Source organism: Parasedimentitalea nitratireducens (assembly GCF_057444295.1).
In genome coordinates this window covers 209241-225446 of record NZ_JBYAXC010000006.1, presented here as the reverse complement: position 1 = coordinate 225446, position 16206 = coordinate 209241, and the positions used below count along the sequence as shown (strand labels likewise).

The window sequence follows — 16206 nt, the reverse complement described above, 5'->3', positions numbered from 1 at the left end:
TTCGTCCGTCCGTTTCTGTCCCATAGTTCATCTCCTTTGTTGCAATAAATGCTATCAAAGGGGCGGCATCAAATAGCGACAGGTCCAGACACAGGCTGTCGATCCATGGCAGCTGCACAATCAAGCCAATCAAATGACCCAAACTCTCTCGTTGTCTTGACGGCCTTTGGAACCAAAAACTTTGCCGACGCACTCATGAAGGTAGAGACGAATTTTTCCGAATTCTCAGTTATCGGTTGCTACGCTTGTTGTTCGTTTTGGACGCGCAAACGCGATTCAAAATTTTTCGGTCTAATTTTGAAATTGAACGTTTAATCCCGAAATCGCCAAACACAGTCGCACAAAGGAACACTATGATTATGCGGGCCTATCCATCAATTCTCTGGGTCACTAGTTTGCTGCGTTGAGTGCCCGCCTAAGGCGGACACTACTAAATGCACGTACGGGGGGACACCCACTTCAATCGCGGGTATGCCTCATTGTGGCGGTGACAGGCTCGAGGCCTTCGGCAGTTTCTTCAGTGGCCTCTGTTGGCAAAGAGATCGGCGGCAGGCGCTTTTCTGGTGGAATATCTTTCTCTCGACGCAACGTGTTGACTTGGATGTGAGGCCATCGTGTCGTCCCGCCATTGGATCCAAACATGAACTCGAAGTCCACGATCTGCTCGTATTGTAACTGGTCGATGATGTCTCCGCTCTCTTCGTCGACGATTTCCTCCAGCCACATACGAAAGCGCATCCGAACAACCCTGCAGTAGCGCTCGATCATCACATTATTGATAGTCGCTCCTTGAACACCCGTGTCGTGTTGCGAGTCCAACTCGATCAAGTCGTACCTCTTAAACGTCAGTCCCGTATTGGCGTCAATCAGTGTCAGGTTTGGTTGAACGGTGTAGGGGAACTTCGCACCAAATTGGTCGTAGTTAAAAACCTTTTGGAAATAAGCCCGCCCGCTGTTGAGGCCCCCCGGGACTTGCTTTTCGCGAGGAAGCTTTGTCCAATCTGGTTTGGCGCGCGAACCGGCAATGAGGTCTCTTTGGGGGTTGATACCCATAGTCGGAGACACAGCCAAATATTGTTGTTCCCACAGATCAGCAATGGCGGGCGCTTGGTTCATCACGCCAGGTTGTGTCACATTGCCTGTTAAATGGATGGTTGTGCCGTGTGGAATCACGCCCGCACGCGAGATCGTATGAGGCGGCACAAATTGGGGGCCAAGTTGCCCCACCCCCAACACAGGCTCTGCACCGTCTGTCTTAACAGACTCCGCATCCGATGTGTGCTGGAACAAATTTTGCGGATTTTGGTAGGGGCTTGTTGGATCCGGTGGCATTTGATTGTCACCCAACCAAAGATACATGCCGTCTTCGAAGTGCTGGAGGGCGTTGTCGTTGTCGATAATCGCCGTTTGATATTTGACAGCTCCGTTGAACTGCTCGTTGGATCCAGCGCGGTTGCGCACCGGTGCATTGACTTGCGTGAACTTGAGCTGCTCGGTGTACTCTTGGGATTTAAAATGGAAGACACCAAAAACCGTCTCTGAGGACGTGCCGGGCGATGGCATGGGAGTGGTGTGGAGCCCCGTTCGACCGCCTTTCCAGTTAACCCAGGTGCCGTTGAGTTTTGATAAGATGCCGAATTGCGGCCCGCTGGGAAGTCCTTCATTCCACTCCGGATAGGGTCTCACGGAAGATTGTTGAGTCATAAAATTCTTCTCCTTTGCAGGCCGACACCTTGCCGGTCGTAGAACACGGCCCGTCTAAGGTGATCGGTGACGAACGGGCGCTCCGATCAGCGCCCAACAATTGGTTTGGTTCAAAAATTTTGTCTGTGCGACCAACGCGATTGTGCCTCCTCACAAACGCAACGCACCGTGATAGGTAGGTGGCACTGAAGTGTCACCACCTGCGTCATCATTTTTCGCTAGGAGTAAGCCCGGGCCATGGTCAGTCCACCTCTGATTTTCCGATATCTCCCTCCCATACTCCTGACATCCGCACCTATCGGCAGCGAGCGCCACAGATCGGCGGATAAACACTCAAGTCTATCAGCGGATCCAGATGCAGAAAGTCGACAAGAACCGATTCCGCGGTACAAAATGCTCCTTCGACCCAAGCTTGGTCATTAGAAAACGCTGACCCGATCAGATAGACTTTGGCACCAGCCACTCCGGCCAATTCAGCAGGCGCGCGAATGTTCTCCATCACATCGGCGATGTCGTAATTCGCCGCCCAGGCGTGGTAACCGGCCCCAAACGGGTTGAGCCCCCAATCCATGAACACAGTGGACTTGGGCATCGGGATTTTAGTGGCGGAGTCGGCATCGCCATAATGGAGCTTGGCGAGTTCCAAACGTAGCATCTGTTCCATCTGAGCTGACCCTTCACGGCCACCCTCAAGCGGCTGAAGGTCGCGCTGTATGGCCTGGTCGCGGCGTTCATCCACTGCAAGCTCCAGCCCACGCCAGAAGGTGACGTAACGCATGTCGTCATATGAAGCTAACAATCCGTAAATCGCGTTCCCGTTTTCGTTGGGCAACGCATTGTCACCGAAATAGTAAACCTGACGCAGGGGGAGATCCGTGATCGTGGGACCAAAGACGTTTGTTGTGGTTTTCACACCATCCAATGTCGCCTCTAGTCTGGGCGGATATGTTGTGTTTTCCCACCACGGTTCTTCAAAGAACATTGCGATCTTATAGGACGGCTGTTCGATCACCGAGCCAAGATAATTGGCCACTTGCGCATTGTTTAAGAAGTCAGTGCGGCCGGGCACATTTTCGAACCGCGTGGCCTGGGCAACGATATCGACAGCATTCGGAGGGATTGCCAAGACTGCAACGTCTGTTTCCATGGCCTCTGCCGGAGACGGCGCAAACGGGTCCTCGGCAGTGGCCAGTTTGAACTTTATTGCATCGCCTTCGGTCCATATCGAATGCAGGCGTTCGCCTTGATGCAAATTGAATTTTGCACCAGAGCTGGCAGCCGCCTCGCAAGCTTTCGCATATAGCTCAACAAACAGCCGTGAATACCCGCCGTCGATCGTCTTGAACGCCCCCCCTGGAGCGAATTCGCCGTTATAAACAGCGGCATTAGCGGCGTTCCAGTTGATTACGTTTGAGCTATATCCGCCGCCGTCTGCCGCATAGCTGAACCCCTCGTTACCTGCTTGATCATAGAACACGTTCCAATAGCCGACATTGCTGGCCACATCGCCTGGATTGTAAACGAAGCTGTTAAACGTACTTGGCAGCGTTCCAGAGGCGTAGAACTGGCATTGCTCTGTGCGGTCATCAAGCTTGGCGTCGCCCGTGATAAGATCTGAAATGTTGGAATACAAAACGTCAGGGGACGCTTCGTTTACACCGGGTGTGTTATAAGGCGCCGTAACTTCGCCGCCGTTGGCTTTAAGTTCATTCTGATAGAAGTGCTGGCCGCGCAGGTAATACAACGGATTGTCGACCGTCAGAAAGTTCACGACATCCGGGCCTAAGCCGACCTCGTCAACAGTTTTTGTGACCAGCCGGTGGCCCTTTGCAGAGGTCGTGTTCTCGCCGTTCCACTCGATAAACCGCATCCCGCCAATCTCTATATACGTGGCGCTGTCCTCATCGAGGTAATGGTGTGAACAGATACGCCCGGCGGGTTGGCGGCCTTTGCCCTTGCCGGTAAAATCATAGGTTCCCCACTCGTACAAATTGAGCGTGTCACCAACCTGCAGCTTGCCCGATGACAACAGTCGCCACGCCGTATAAAGCCCGCCGGGGCCTGCGCCAAAAATCGAATACGTTTGTCCCATTATGAAAAGTCCTTTTGATAAGAGGATTAGCTGGTCGCCGGCCAGTCGACTGCGAATTTGTTTAGATCAATGGTGTAATCGCCATAGGTGAGGCTTTTGGTTTCTTCACAAAGCATCCGCACGATCATGTCCCCCAAGATCTGGACGCGATGGTCGCGCGTGATCGCCAATGAAAAGGTCTCACTTTGCGAAGTTGTCTAACTCAAAGGTTCCCATGAATAGTTGGAATCGCCAGTTTTGCTGCCCCCCTTCCTTCACACTAATTAGTTTCGGCAGAAATGCAATCAATGCGGTATTGCCATGATCTCACTACACCTTTAGGTTTGCGTCTGACGTGAGCACTTACGGGTCAAAATAGCGGTATTTGATGTGAGAGTGTTGTTGGCTCATCGTAGCCACCAAGGAGTGGAAGATGAGAAAGACAACAAAACAGCGCAGGATGTCTACTGCGCTGCTTTTACTTTCAGATCTTTCAGAGGCCTACGAGAGAACGTCTTTCACATCAATTTGGAGCTAAAGGATTGACCGGCTGTCCACGTTTTGCAGAAAGGAATAGCTGATGCAGTACGGAGACGCTGGAGGGGCTCTGCCATGAGTGATCTTAGTTTCAGGCTTTGGCTAATCAAACTCTTCCGTGATTGATTTCAGCAGTCGATCCATCCCAGGTGATAGGCTTGTCAGATCGGCAACCGTGTACCTGTCCATCGCTACATAAAAGGCCTCTTGGGCTTCCTGCAGTGCGAAGGAGAGGCCACATGCGGGGGAAAAACGGCAAGTTCCAGCGCCATCGGGGTTCATGCACTCGACCATGTGTTTGTCTGCCTCAAGGCGCCGCAGTACGTGGCCAAGGTTGATCTGGTCGGGTTGGACGGCAAGTTTCAAACCGCCACCGCGCCCTCGGCTGGAGACGGTGTAGCCTTCTTGCACGGTCCAGGCAGTGACCTTGGCAAGGTGATTGTATTTCACATCGTGCAGTTCGGCGATCTGTCGCGTGGTCAGTAACCGATCTGGCGAAGCGGCTAGGTGGATCAAAATCCGAAGGGCATAGTCAGTAAATTTAGAAAGCTGCATAGTATCTCTGTAGCACTCTCGAATAGGTATCCCAATGGCAAATTTAAATCGGTAAACAAAATGCCAGTTTAAATTGACATGCGGAATGCGTATTATTATGCACACGGGGCAACGGAAGAGAAAGGCCCCGAAATGCAAACCACGATTCTCCTTGTAACGCTGGCTCTGATGGCGGTAACCGCTGCCGTGATCTGGCGGGCCGTCAGCGCAACCAACGGTCCGCCCGCGCCTGTTTCTATCAATCAAACACGCGCTAAATTCATCTGGAGTATGATCTTTCTAGGCATCATCGTGTCTGTCGGCTCGTTGCGTGAGGGCCCGCACCAGACTGCCAGTTCCGAAACTTTGGTGGTCAATATCACCAGCGGCCAGTGGTGGTGGGAGACCGACACCACCGAAATTCCAATGGGCAAAGAGATCGAATTTCGGGTCACCACGGAAGACGTGAACCATGGGTTGGGGATATATGATCCGAACATGAACCTGGTGGCACAGGTTCAGGCGATGCCAAGTTACACCAACAAACTTGTGCATGTTTTCGATACACCGGGCACCTATCAGATCCTCTGCATGGAGTTCTGCGGTATCGCCCACCACGACATGACCTATGAATTTGACGTTTTGGAAGACATCGGATGAGCGCCCCATATTCGACAAACCCGGAAGTGGCCGCGCCCACTGTAAGCAACGACGCCGTTATCAAATTGACCATGTTGTTGGGCGGTGTTGTTTTCCTTGTGATGATGGTTTTTGGTCTGATCATGCGCGTCGCGCAGGGCGGATTGATCGACCTTGATCCGGAAATTTTCTACCAGCTTCTGACTGCGCATGGTGCCGGGATGGTTGGCTCTGCCGCTTTGTCTGGTGCCGCGATCATGTGGTACTTCTTGTCCCGTCACGTCCAGCTGAATGGAGCAATCTATCTGAGCTTCTTGGGGCTGTTTCTGGCAGGTGTCGTCCTGATACTTGGGTCGATTTTTGTTGGTGGCTACGGTGGGCTGTGGACCTTCCTTTATCCTCTGCCGGCAATCTCGGGTGGATTATGGGAAGCAAGCGCGGCTGTTGTCTTTTGCCTGGGCTATGTCCTGATCGGCGTTGGTTTTCTACTGTACTATCTAGAAATCGGCCTAAAGGTCATTCGCAAGTACAATGGTTTGCTGGGGGCTTTGGGGTGGCGTTATCTGTTTGCCAATAATGCAGACGATGTACCGCCGCCTACTGTGGTTGCTGCTGCAAGTGTGATGGTCTTCAATACCATTGGGATCGTATTTGGTGCTGCGGTCCTGGCGGCAAGCATTGTGAACCTGTTGTGGCCCAGCTTTGATGTCGACCCGCTGATGGCCAAGAATGCGATCTACTTCTTTGGCCATGTTTTCATCAATGCCACGATCTATATGGCAATCACTGCCGTCTATGAAGTTGTGCCGGACTACACTGGCCGCCCTTGGAAAAGTTCGCGCTTGTTCATTGGCGGATGGGCGGCCGTGGTGATCTTTGTGCAGGCAGTTTACTTCCACCATCTTTTGCAGGATGTGAACATGCCGACTTGGGCCTTGGTGATGGGACAAATCGTTTCCTACGCCTCGGGGGTGCCGTTGATGGGCGTGACCGTGTTCTCGCTTTTGGTCTACATCAAAGGGTCCAAAATGAAATGGGACCTGCCTGTCAGCCTGCTGGTGTTGGGCACCGTTGGTTGGGGGCTTGGGGTGATCCCTGCGATGATCGATGGCATGGTTTCGGTCAACAAGCTGATGCACAACACACAATGGGTGCCGGGGCATTTCCACACCTATCTGTTGCTGGGTGAAGTTGCGATGGCCTTTGGTTTTGCTGCTTGGTTGGTGCGTGACAAGGCGGCTAAGGGCATGACCGCATTAGAGAGGTTTGCCTTCCACGCCTATGTAACAGGTGGTTTTGGGTTTACTCTGATTTTCCTGTGGTCCGGGGCAAGCTCGATCCCACGCCGCTGGGCCGTTCATCTTGAGGCCTGGCAATTGCAAAGCCAGCTGGCGAGCCTGTTTGCGCTTGTGGTTGTTCTGGCAACGGCCTTGCTGGTGCTGCGTTACGTGGCCGGTCTGCTGAGGAAATCCTGATGCGACAGCTGTTGTTTACCATCGGTGCGGCCCTTTTGGGCTGCGCCACCCTCTGGACGGCGACTGATGGGTTTAGGGCCGTCACAGCTGAAGGCGCGCGGCGGGTGCAAATCACCAAACGCCCGGTGCCCGTGCCCGCAGTTGCCCTAGAAACCATGCGGGGTGATTGGCATTCCCTGTCTGGGCGCAATACTCCGATGCTGGTCGAGTTCATCTACACATCCTGTCCCACCATTTGCCAAACTTCGGGTGGTGATTTTGCAGAGTTGCGGGATCACTTGTCGGAGCAGGGGATTTCAGTGCCGATGTATTCGATCAGTTTTGATCCGGAAATCGATACGTTGGAAATGCTCCAAACATATGGTGAGGCCCATTCAGCCAGCGGTCATCCTTGGACCATTGCCCGGCCAGATGTCTCTGCGGTGCAGGAACTTCTGGACATTTTTCGAGTGACCGTCATTCCTGACGGTTGGGGCGGCTATACGCATAATCTGGCGGTGTTGCTGATCAACGCAGAAGGAAAGTTTGCGGGCGCCTATGACACGCGTGCCTTTGCCCAGATCCAATCTGCGTTGGAGGCATCGTTATGATCCGTGCATTGCCGCCTTTGGGCTTCTTTGCTTTGGCACTGTCTCTTCAGCGTTTTGTCGAAGCCGACCCGGTTATCCATGTCTTGCTCCAGTTTCCTGCGCTGATCCTGGCGGGTGGGTTTCTTGCAAAGGAGGTGTCTCTTCCTCGCGATGTGGTCGGATCGGCATTGGTGATTGCGGTTGTTGCAGGTGCGATTTGGATGCTGCCCCGATCGGTTGATGCCGCCTTGACCGATCAGTATTGGCTGGTAGCGAAATTTGCCACCTTACCTCTCTGTGTCGGCCTTCCAATTGGCTTGGCCTGGCCAGTCATGGGGCCCATTTTGCGCGGGTTCCTAAAAGCACAGTGCATTTCGATGCTGCTGTTTCTGGCCTTTCTGTACACACACGCCCCTGTTCGTCTGTGCAATTCCTATCTGGAGGTTGACCAAGTGCGTCTGGGCAAAGGTTTTACCTATGTCGCCATCGCTTTGATCCTTCTTTGGATCGTTCCACTGTTTGCTGGGGGCATTGCTCCTCTTCACGAAAGATCAACACCATGAACTTCACGGAATCCGTCAACACTTTCGCTGAAACTGCTGTTGCCAAACGAAGCCACCTCAAACGCGACAGGCTTGGATTTTTCACCTTGGCGATGATGGCTGGGGCCTATGTTGGGCTTGGTGTTCTTCTGATATTCTCGGTGGGGCAGGGCGTTGACCCTAGCATCCGTCCCATAGTGATGGGCGCAAGCTTTGGCATTGCGCTGGTGCTGGTGATCTATGCAGGGTCAGAGCTGTTTACCGGTCACACGATGTATATGACCTTGGGGTTGCTGACAGGACGTACGGGGATAAAGGACCTTGCGGGATGTTGGCTCACCAGTTGGACAGGCAATTTGATAGGGGCTGGTTTCTTGGCTGTTCTGTTCGTTTCTGGAGGTGGCGGTCTAGTGCTAGAAACGGAGATGAACAGCCTGCTTTACAAGGTCGCCGCAAAGAAAATGAACGGCGGCGAGCTAAGCTTGTTCTTGAACGGTATCCTGTGCAACTGGTTGGTCTGCCTTGCCATTTGGACAAGCTCGCGCAGCCAGAACGATATGGCAAAAATCGCCCTGATCTGGTTCTGTCTCTATGCTTTCATCGCAGCCGGGTTTGAGCATTCGGTGGCCAATATGACCATTTTTTCCGTCGCCTTGTTGTCGGATCATCCCGACAGCATCAGCTTGGCTGCTGCCCTGCGTAATCTGGCATATGTAACAGCCGGGAATGCCGTTGCTGGGGCAGGTATCATGGGCGTTGGCTATTGGTTGGCGGCAGGCCGCCCCAGATATGTCGCTCAAACCAGCTAATGAACCAAGATACCCCCCTCTCAGCGCGAGAGGGGGGTGTCTTCATCGGCAAGGATCCTGACGGCATCTCCTTCGGGGTCATCATATTGTTGGGTCTTGAGTGACCAATAAAACCCCAGCAAAGCCAGTACTGCTAGGCCGATGGAAATCGGGATGAGATAAAGAACTGCGTTCATTGGGCTTCCTTAATTGCTGCGGCCTTTAGGTAAGGGCATCCGATCCTTGGGAGACGCTGTGCCCCAACCTTCAGCTCAGCCAAATTGAAAAGGCGGCCTCATTTGGCCGCCCCTTTTGTTTCAATTGTTAACGGCTGTCCCTGATAAGCCTGCATCGCCAGTGCGATATGGCGTGATTTGATCACTCCATAAGACACGAGCAATCCAAGGATCAGCGTAAGAAACAGCCGCTGTGATGTCTTTTCACGATCACTCTGGGCCATTGGTTTCTCCCGACCATAAGACATAGAGGGTCAGCATTTTAATCTCGGTCTCGGACAGTTTGCCCTGCCAAGAAGGCATGACACCGACGCGACCGGTTTCAAGCGTTTCCAAGATGTCGTGTCGCGAACCACCGTAGATCCAGGTCTCGTCGACTAAGCTGGGTGCGCCAGTCTCTAGACCACCAGCACCGTCATCGCCGTGGCAACTTGCACAGTTTTCTGCAAACAGGGGTTGTCCCCGTTCTGCGGCTTCCGGCATGGGCGTTTGCCCTGAAAGTTGCAGCACATAATCGGTGATGTCCTTGATTTCGCTCCGTTCCAGCATTTCGTCACGACCAAAGGCGGGCATTTCGGCATAACGGGTTTCGTCATGATCAGCGTTGATGCCAACGGTCAGGGTCCATTCGATTTCATCAGGGGCTCCTGACCAGAGCCAGTGACCATCGGTCAGATTGGGAAACCCTCTCTGTCCTTGTAGATCCCGCCCATGGCAGGCTGCGCATTTGTCTTTGTAAAGTGCGCCAATTGCTGGGGCAAACTCCGCTTGCAATGTTGGATCCTGAGCAAGATCGCTGACGTCCTCTGTTCCGAACTTGGCAAAGGCCTGGGCGCGGGTTTCTGTGCCTTGAGCAACGGCTTCGGCGACGGCTTGTCGGGAAGAATAGCCAAGGATGCCGGGTGTGTAGTCTTTTACATAGGGCCAGGCAGGGTAGAGGATCCAGAACACCACACAGATCGCGATAGAGCTCCACATCCAAATACCAAACACCTTGGGCGGCGGGGTGTTGAGTTCGGTAATACCATTCCACTCGTGGCCGGTGGTCATTTCACCGCTAATTTCATCGAGTTCCGGGGTCATTTCTGGATTTCCTCATCCTCAAGCGGTTGTTGGGCGGCGGAGTCATAGATCCCACGGCGACTGGGCCAGTAGGTCCACAGGGCGGCCAGAAAAAAGACCACGAGCAGGTAGAGCGCGCCCCAGGTTTTGGAGAAAACAAGGACGGTGTCATGAAGAGTTTCGGGGTTCATTGTTCCAGATCCTCCTCGCTAAGTGAATCTACGTCGGCAAGAGTGCCAAGCACCTGCAGATAGGCGACAAGCGCGTCCATTTCGGTCAACCGGTCAGGGTTGCCATCAAAATCACGCACCTGCACTTTATCGCCATAGCGCGCGATCAGATCGTCTTCGTAATCGGCATCTTGATCCGCCTGGAACGTGGCGTCCCGCTCGGCGTTTGCAATCTGATCGGTGCTGTATGGGACCCCCGCGTGGGATAGGGCCTTCAGGGATGCAGGCAAACGTTGGATGTCCAGGCTGGTTTCGGACAGGAACCAATACCCAGGCATGACCGAGCCCGGAACCACGTCTCGTGGTCGGCTGAGATGGGCGACGTGCCAATCGTCTGAGTATTTGCCACCAATCCGTGCCAGATCCGGTCCGGTACGTTTTGACCCCCATTGATGGGGATGGTCATACATGGATTCCGCAGCCAGACTGTAGTGCCCGTATCGGTCCACATCCGAGCGTAAGGTGCGGATCATCTGACTGTGGCAGGCATAACAGCCCTCGCGCACATAGATGTCGAACCCTGCCAGTTCCAGCGGAGTGTAAGGGCGCATGCCCTCCACTTTTTCTACTGTGTTTTCGATGGTGAACAGCGGTGCGATTTCAAAGATTCCACCGAGAGAGGCGACAAAGAGGATGGCAGTCGCAAAAGCCATTCCGTTGCGTTCAAGTTTTGCGTGTTTTGTGTCCATTGTCTTATTCCACCTGTGCCGCGAGCGGACGTTGCGAAGCATCTTCTTGGGGCAGTCTTGCGCCGCGTACAGTCATGTAGATGTTGTAGGAACCGACCAAAGCACCTGCGAGGTAGAAGGCCCCGCCAATGGCGCGCGCCCAGTAGTAGGGGATCATCGCGTCCACAGTGTCGATAAAAGAGAAGCTGAAGGCCCCGTTGGGTTCGTAGGTTTGCCACATCAGCGATTGCGTGATGCCGCTGTTCCACATGGCGCCGACGTAGATCAGCGTTCCAGTCAGGGCGAGCCAAAAGTGCCAGGCTTCAAGACGGAGCGAATAGGTTCCCTCGCGTTTCCAGATCCACGGCACCATTTTATACATCGCGCCAAAGGTGATGAAAGCGACCCATCCAAGGGCTCCGGCGTGGACGTGTCCCACAGTCCAGTCGGTATAGTGGCTCAGGGTGTTCACAGGGCGGATCGCCATAAAGGAGCCTTCGAATGTGGCCAGCCCGTAAAACAACATCGCCACCATCATGAAACGGATAGCGGGATCAGTGCGAACCTTGTCCCAGGCGCCATTCAGGGTGAGCAGCCCATTGAAAACGGACCCCCAACTGGGCACCAGCAGGATGATCGACATGGTCATGCCTAGGTATTGAACCCAGTCGGGTAGGGCAGTGTAGTGCAGGTGGTGTGATCCTGCCCAAAGGTAGAGAAAGGTGATCCCCCAGAAGCCCAGGATCGAAAGGCGATAGCTGTAAATTGGGCGTCCCGCGGCTTTGGGCAAGAAGTAGTACATCATGCCAAGAAAACCGGCAGTCAGCAGGAACCCCACCGCATTATGGCCGTACCACCATTGCGTCATGGCATCCTGCACGCCGGAAAACAGTGGATAGCTTTTGGCGTAACGCAACGAGATCGGGACGGCGAGGTTGTTGACCACGTGCAACATCGCGATCACCACGATGAACCCCAGATAATACCAGTTGGCGACATAGATATGGGGCTCGGCCCGGCGGGCTAGGGTGCGCATGTAAAGCAACAGGTAGGCGACCCAGGTTACCAGTAGGATCAGGTCAGCGTACCATTCTGGTTCGGCGTACTCCTTGGATTGGGTGATGCCCATCGGGTAGCCGGTCACTGCTAGAACGACAAACAGGTTATAGCCGCCAAACACCAGCCAGGGCAGGGTTTCAGAACATAGCCGTGCCCGCGAAGTTCGCTGCACCACATAAAAAGACGTTGCCATCAGGGCATTGCCGCCAAAGCCAAAAATCACAGCAGTTGTATGGATAGGCCGGATGCGCCCAAAGTTGGTGCCCCACATATCGCCGTTTAGCGATGGAATCGCGAGTTGCCATGCGAGAAGGTCTCCGATGGTGAAGCCAAGCACCCCCCAGCCAAAGCAGGCCAACACTCCCCATTTGATAACGTCATCTTTGTACTCCAGCGGGATTTCAGCGGGTTCATCGCTGAGTTTCCCAACCAAATAGAAAGTCCCCCAGCCTGCCACCGCTGCAATCAACCAGCCATGCATTGCAAACCCTATGTCTCGGGCAAATCCCAAAATGGCAATCCCAAGCACCAGCACCGCAAGGGTGGCGATAAGGGAGAGAATGAGTTCATAACTGCGCGACATTACTTGGCCTCCGGTTGGCGAAGGCGATAGAATTCCACTTTGAATTTCACAGCATCGACAGGGCGCACATAATGCGGCTCTTCGGGCCAGATTATTGCTGTGTCTTGAGCTGTAACACGCTGCGCCGGGTGTTCGTCACGCAGATAAAGAGCCGGGTGTTCGTCACGCAGATAAAGAAGGGTGCCTTCCTGCACGACGATCTTGCCCCAGACCCCGGATTTTGTCTGGTGCTGGCGACGCAGCGAGGCGGGTAAAGTCTCTTGTGTGAAGAGCGGTGATTCAGAGTACTTCACTGCATTTGGAGGGAAGACTTCAGTCATTGGAACTCTCCTGAAAGAGGTCGGCATAGGCATGCCATGTGGCAAAGCCGAGAATTGGGAAGATGACGATCAGGGCAAGAAGACCTGTAACTACACCGATGAACACCAGCGCTGTGACGCAAGCGGCCCAAAGGACCATCAAGCGGAAGTTGGCGGTGGTTGCATTGAAACTCAGCCCCATGGCCGAGAACCCGTCTATGTTGCGATCAACCAGAATTGGGAAGGAGAACACCGAAATAGCAAAACCGAGCGCCGCAAACAGCCCGCCAGTGGCAGAGCCGATGAGGAACAACGCAATCCCCGATGGGGTCGTGAATAGTGTTGCCAAGGTTTCGAAAAATCCGCCGAAAGGCCGCAATCCGTAAAAGACGGCGAACAGCAGGGTTGCTGTGCGTATCCAGGACAGGAAAAGTACCATCATCACAACGCTGACCAGAGTGATCTGCCCTGGGGCCGCAACGCCCCCACCGCCCTTGCCAAGGGAGCGGCGGCTTATTCGGTATAGGCCAACGGTGGCCAAAGGGCCGAACAACATTGCGCCAGACACGGTGGGTAAGAGCATCCATGTCATCTCCAGATGCCACATCGCTACGATGGTGAACCAGCCGGTGGCTACCAGACCTATTCCGTAAGATATTGATTTGGTGTTGTGATTTCGAAAGTCTGCAAAGCCCGCAGCGAGCCAGATACGTACCAGTTCAATTGGTTTTTGTTCGGCGATGCGCGCCTTCCTGTAGCGATTTGCCTTCAAGGTTTCACTCATGGGTTAGATCCTTTTCGCCCAGATGCGAAAGCGCATCTGAAAACCATCTTTTTTGACAACTTAATTCAGCTCAGGCACTGCGCCACGTTTCGCTCGTATCTGCCGCAGACCCATCGACAGGCTGCTGCCAATACGATCGGCAAATGCGGCCAAGTTCCTGGCAGGATCTGGTGGTAAAACGTCTTCGCAGGTTTTGCGAAACAGCATGAGCCAGCGCACAAAATCCTCGGGGCGTACATCGGGGTTGGCAAGGTGGGTCCGCATTGGGTTGCCACTAAAACCTTGCCCCATACCAAGGGCATTGCACCAAAACGCGGTGATGTTTGCCTCATGATCGCGCCACGCTTCTACGCCTGTTCCAAGGGCGCTAAAAAAGATCGGCCCGAGTGTCTCATCTCGGCGAATTCGAGCGTAGAACGTCATCACGACTGTATCGATCTGGGTGGCGGTTATGTCGAACTTTTGCATTTCAGAGGGCGCCTTTCACTAAGGTTTTCCCATTTGGTGTTGTTGTGATTTTTTGGGGGACAGAGACTTTTTGTGCAGCGATAAGCAACAACCCCCACTTAAGAAGTTCTGCCGCCACGAAGATGATGTGCAGGCGGTTTGCAGGCGCCTGTGCCCCGGCGATGATGATGTCGCTGCGTTCCTGTAATAGGGGCTGCAATTGGAGTTGTTGAAGCAGGAAGAAGAAGATCGCCGTCAGCAGGGACCAGTGTGGCTGGCTGCGTGCAAAGCACAGGCAGGCCAGGGTCAGTGAAAGCAGCACATATTCGACACTGCCGATCCACTCGAACTGCACGCGCCCCACCAGAAGCAGTTCTGCAGTTGTAAGTGAGGTCACTTGAAACTTGGCCGGCGCTGCAACGAGATTTCCCGCGAGTGATACGCCTACCCAGACGTATATGCATGCAGTGGCCATGTTCTGAAATCGCTTCATTGTACGTGTTCCTTGGTTTCCAGTGCCGCTTGTTCCAACACGCGCACCAGATTGGCCGTGATGTTGCAGGTGCGCAGCTTGGCATGGACTTGAGTAGTTCAATAAACTAGTATTGTAAATGCGTATTTAAAAAGTTAGAGAGTTTACCGTGTGAAATGACAGGGACACCTCTGATGATTACTTTCAAAACCCCAAGTTTTGTTGCTGCCGTGGTGCTTGTTGCCTCGGGGGCATTTGCTGAAACATACGAAGTTCAGATGGTCAACAAAGCCGAATCGGGAAGGATGGCCTTTGTGCCGGATTCCTTGAGAATTGAGCCCGGGGACAGCGTGAAATTCATTGCTGTCGATAAGGGGCACAACGCGGAAACTGTTGCCACAATGCTTCCTGAATTCGCGGTAGGCTTCGCCGGTAAGGTAAATGAGGAGATCGAAGTGGTTTTCGAGAAGGCTGGCGTCTACGGCGTCAAATGCAAACCCCACTACGGTATGGGCATGGTCATGACGATCGCCGTTGGTGAGGTGTCAGAAATCCCGGAAGCTTTCTTCGAGGGACGTGTTCCCAAAAAGGCTATGAAACGATTTGAAGGTCAGCTTACAGCCCTGGGTTTTGAATAAAGTCACCACCGGGGAAGGCTATGCCTTCCCCGGTGTTTGTTTCAGCTCCATAGTCCGACTCGTTTGTTGTAATGAATGCTATCAAAGTAGCAGTATCAAACCGCGACAGGTTCAGGTGAATCACTTCATTGGGCGGGGGCTCAACATGTTTTTGACTACGGGCGATGAGGACACTTGCCCTCGAGCAGATCTTTCTTGGCCAATATTCCCTTGACCATAAAATCGGTGAAATGACGAACACGAGCGGTGTGGCGCAGATCTTCATGCGTGAGCACCCAAACATCGCGACTGGGATAGACCATGGCATTGGGAACTCGTCGTAAATCTGGCTCTGTATCGGCCATAAAACACGGCAACATGGCCAGGCCCATACCGGCCTTGGCCGCGGCCAGCTGTGTCAATGGATGGCAAATGTTGTTGCGGGCCGGAACGTCAGGGTACTGGCTATCACGGATCCACTGTGGGTCAGGAACCTTATCGTACCAGCCAATCCATGTCAGAGCTTCACGGTCCTTAAGGTTCCTTGTCTGCTCGAGGTACTCTAGCGACGCGTAGGTAGAAGTTGCATAGCGTACCACCCTGCGCCCTACCAAGTTATCTGGTGGGTCATTGGAAATGCGAATTGCAACATCGGCTTCGCGTCGTGACAGGTCAGCCATTGAGTGATCAATGTCGAATTCAAGCTCTATGTCTGGATAGGCATGCTGGAACTCGACAAAAAGTGGCATCAGCAGTTTATCTGCGAGTGAGTTGTGAAGGCTGACCTTTAAAACACCGTCCAGCTGGGTATCCCGCCCTGTGACCTGCCGCCCAATTGTATCAACTTCAGCTTCGATCTTGGCGGCTGAACGGCTCATTTCCTCACCCGC

The 16206-nt window shown here is 53.6% G+C and carries 20 protein-coding genes; 6 read left to right on the top strand and 14 right to left on the bottom strand.

From position 1 onward, the window contains the following. Nucleotides 1-459: 459 nt before the first annotated feature. From AC2T28_RS17885 to AC2T28_RS17875, 3 genes are all read right to left on the bottom strand, one after another. Nucleotides 460-1704 carry a peroxidase, FMP-type gene (locus AC2T28_RS17885; protein ID WP_486750004.1) on the bottom strand — a complete coding sequence of 415 codons (1245 nt, stop codon included), beginning with the start codon at nt 1702-1704 and terminating at the stop codon, nt 460-462. Between the two features lie 295 nt (nt 1705-1999). Next, nucleotides 2000-3796 (bottom strand): flavin monoamine oxidase family protein, encoded by a 1797-nt coding sequence (locus AC2T28_RS17880; protein WP_486750003.1) that lies wholly within the window; start codon nt 3794-3796, stop codon nt 2000-2002. A gap of 618 nt (nt 3797-4414) precedes the next feature. After that, complete coding sequence (locus AC2T28_RS17875) at nt 4415-4867, bottom strand: RrF2 family transcriptional regulator (protein ID WP_486750002.1); 453 nt, start codon at nt 4865-4867, stop codon at nt 4415-4417. Between the two features lie 132 nt (nt 4868-4999). Here AC2T28_RS17875 and AC2T28_RS17870 point away from each other — a divergent pair, with 132 nt between their 5' ends. From AC2T28_RS17870 to AC2T28_RS17850, 5 genes are read left to right on the top strand one after another with little or no spacing between them, the layout of a single operon-like run. Beyond that, nucleotides 5000-5506, top strand: a complete 507-nt coding sequence (locus AC2T28_RS17870; protein WP_486750001.1) for a cupredoxin domain-containing protein — start codon at nt 5000-5002, stop codon at nt 5504-5506. Further along, a complete protein-coding gene (locus AC2T28_RS17865; RefSeq protein WP_486750000.1) occupies nt 5503-6960 on the top strand; it encodes a cbb3-type cytochrome c oxidase subunit I in 1458 nt (485 codons plus the stop codon). The genes AC2T28_RS17870 and AC2T28_RS17865 overlap by 4 nt, the downstream gene beginning before the upstream one ends. Further along, the gene (locus AC2T28_RS17860; protein ID WP_486749999.1) at nt 6960-7550 is read left to right on the top strand and encodes an SCO family protein; all 591 of its coding nucleotides are present in this window, start codon (nt 6960-6962) and stop codon (nt 7548-7550) included. Before AC2T28_RS17865 ends, AC2T28_RS17860 begins: the two co-directional genes overlap by 1 nt. Further along, nucleotides 7547-8092 (top strand): hypothetical protein, encoded by a 546-nt coding sequence (locus AC2T28_RS17855; protein WP_486749998.1) that lies wholly within the window; start codon nt 7547-7549, stop codon nt 8090-8092. Before AC2T28_RS17860 ends, AC2T28_RS17855 begins: the two co-directional genes overlap by 4 nt. Next, nucleotides 8089-8880, top strand: a complete 792-nt coding sequence (locus AC2T28_RS17850) for a formate/nitrite transporter family protein (RefSeq protein WP_486749997.1) — start codon at nt 8089-8091, stop codon at nt 8878-8880. Before AC2T28_RS17855 ends, AC2T28_RS17850 begins: the two co-directional genes overlap by 4 nt. A gap of 20 nt (nt 8881-8900) precedes the next feature. Here AC2T28_RS17850 and ccoS read toward each other — a convergent pair whose 3' ends face one another. The 10 genes from ccoS to AC2T28_RS17800 form a co-directional block, all read right to left on the bottom strand. Next, the gene (ccoS, locus tag AC2T28_RS17845; protein ID WP_486749996.1) at nt 8901-9056 is read right to left on the bottom strand and encodes a cbb3-type cytochrome oxidase assembly protein CcoS; all 156 of its coding nucleotides are present in this window, start codon (nt 9054-9056) and stop codon (nt 8901-8903) included. A gap of 98 nt (nt 9057-9154) precedes the next feature. After that, complete coding sequence (locus AC2T28_RS17840) at nt 9155-9319, bottom strand: hypothetical protein (protein ID WP_486749995.1); 165 nt, start codon at nt 9317-9319, stop codon at nt 9155-9157. Continuing rightward, nucleotides 9306-10178 (bottom strand): cytochrome-c oxidase, cbb3-type subunit III, encoded by an 873-nt coding sequence (gene ccoP / locus AC2T28_RS17835; RefSeq protein WP_486749994.1) that lies wholly within the window; start codon nt 10176-10178, stop codon nt 9306-9308. Before ccoP ends, AC2T28_RS17840 begins: the two co-directional genes overlap by 14 nt. After that, a complete protein-coding gene (locus AC2T28_RS17830) occupies nt 10175-10348 on the bottom strand; it encodes a cbb3-type cytochrome oxidase subunit 3 (protein ID WP_486749993.1) in 174 nt (57 codons plus the stop codon). Before AC2T28_RS17830 ends, ccoP begins: the two co-directional genes overlap by 4 nt. Continuing rightward, nucleotides 10345-11076, bottom strand: coding sequence for a cytochrome-c oxidase, cbb3-type subunit II (ccoO, locus tag AC2T28_RS17825; RefSeq protein ID WP_486749992.1), 732 nt, complete (start codon nt 11074-11076; stop codon nt 10345-10347). Before ccoO ends, AC2T28_RS17830 begins: the two co-directional genes overlap by 4 nt. A 4-nt stretch (nt 11077-11080) precedes the next feature. Then, entirely contained in the window at nt 11081-12697 is a 1617-nt protein-coding gene (ccoN, locus tag AC2T28_RS17820; protein WP_486749991.1) for a cytochrome-c oxidase, cbb3-type subunit I, read from the bottom strand. After that, nucleotides 12697-13017: a TehB family protein gene (locus AC2T28_RS17815; protein WP_486749990.1), complete on the bottom strand. Its 321-nt coding sequence runs from the start codon at nt 13015-13017 to the stop codon at nt 12697-12699. Before AC2T28_RS17815 ends, ccoN begins: the two co-directional genes overlap by 1 nt. Then, nucleotides 13010-13780 (bottom strand): DUF2189 domain-containing protein, encoded by a 771-nt coding sequence (locus AC2T28_RS17810; protein WP_486749989.1) that lies wholly within the window; start codon nt 13778-13780, stop codon nt 13010-13012. Before AC2T28_RS17810 ends, AC2T28_RS17815 begins: the two co-directional genes overlap by 8 nt. A gap of 60 nt (nt 13781-13840) precedes the next feature. Continuing rightward, entirely contained in the window at nt 13841-14248 is a 408-nt protein-coding gene (locus AC2T28_RS17805) for a group III truncated hemoglobin (protein WP_486749988.1), read from the bottom strand. 1 nt (nt 14249) lies between these two features. After that, complete coding sequence (locus tag AC2T28_RS17800; RefSeq protein ID WP_486749987.1) at nt 14250-14720, bottom strand: hypothetical protein; 471 nt, start codon at nt 14718-14720, stop codon at nt 14250-14252. Between the two features lie 173 nt (nt 14721-14893). Here AC2T28_RS17800 and AC2T28_RS17795 point away from each other — a divergent pair, with 173 nt between their 5' ends. Next, nucleotides 14894-15337 (top strand): pseudoazurin, encoded by a 444-nt coding sequence (locus AC2T28_RS17795; RefSeq protein ID WP_486749986.1) that lies wholly within the window; start codon nt 14894-14896, stop codon nt 15335-15337. 155 nt (nt 15338-15492) lie between these two features. On the opposite strand, the gene AC2T28_RS17790 is transcribed toward AC2T28_RS17795, so the two are convergent. Beyond that, nucleotides 15493-16194, bottom strand: a complete 702-nt coding sequence (locus tag AC2T28_RS17790) for a LysR substrate-binding domain-containing protein (protein WP_486749985.1) — start codon at nt 16192-16194, stop codon at nt 15493-15495. Nucleotides 16195-16206: the final 12 nt, after the last annotated feature.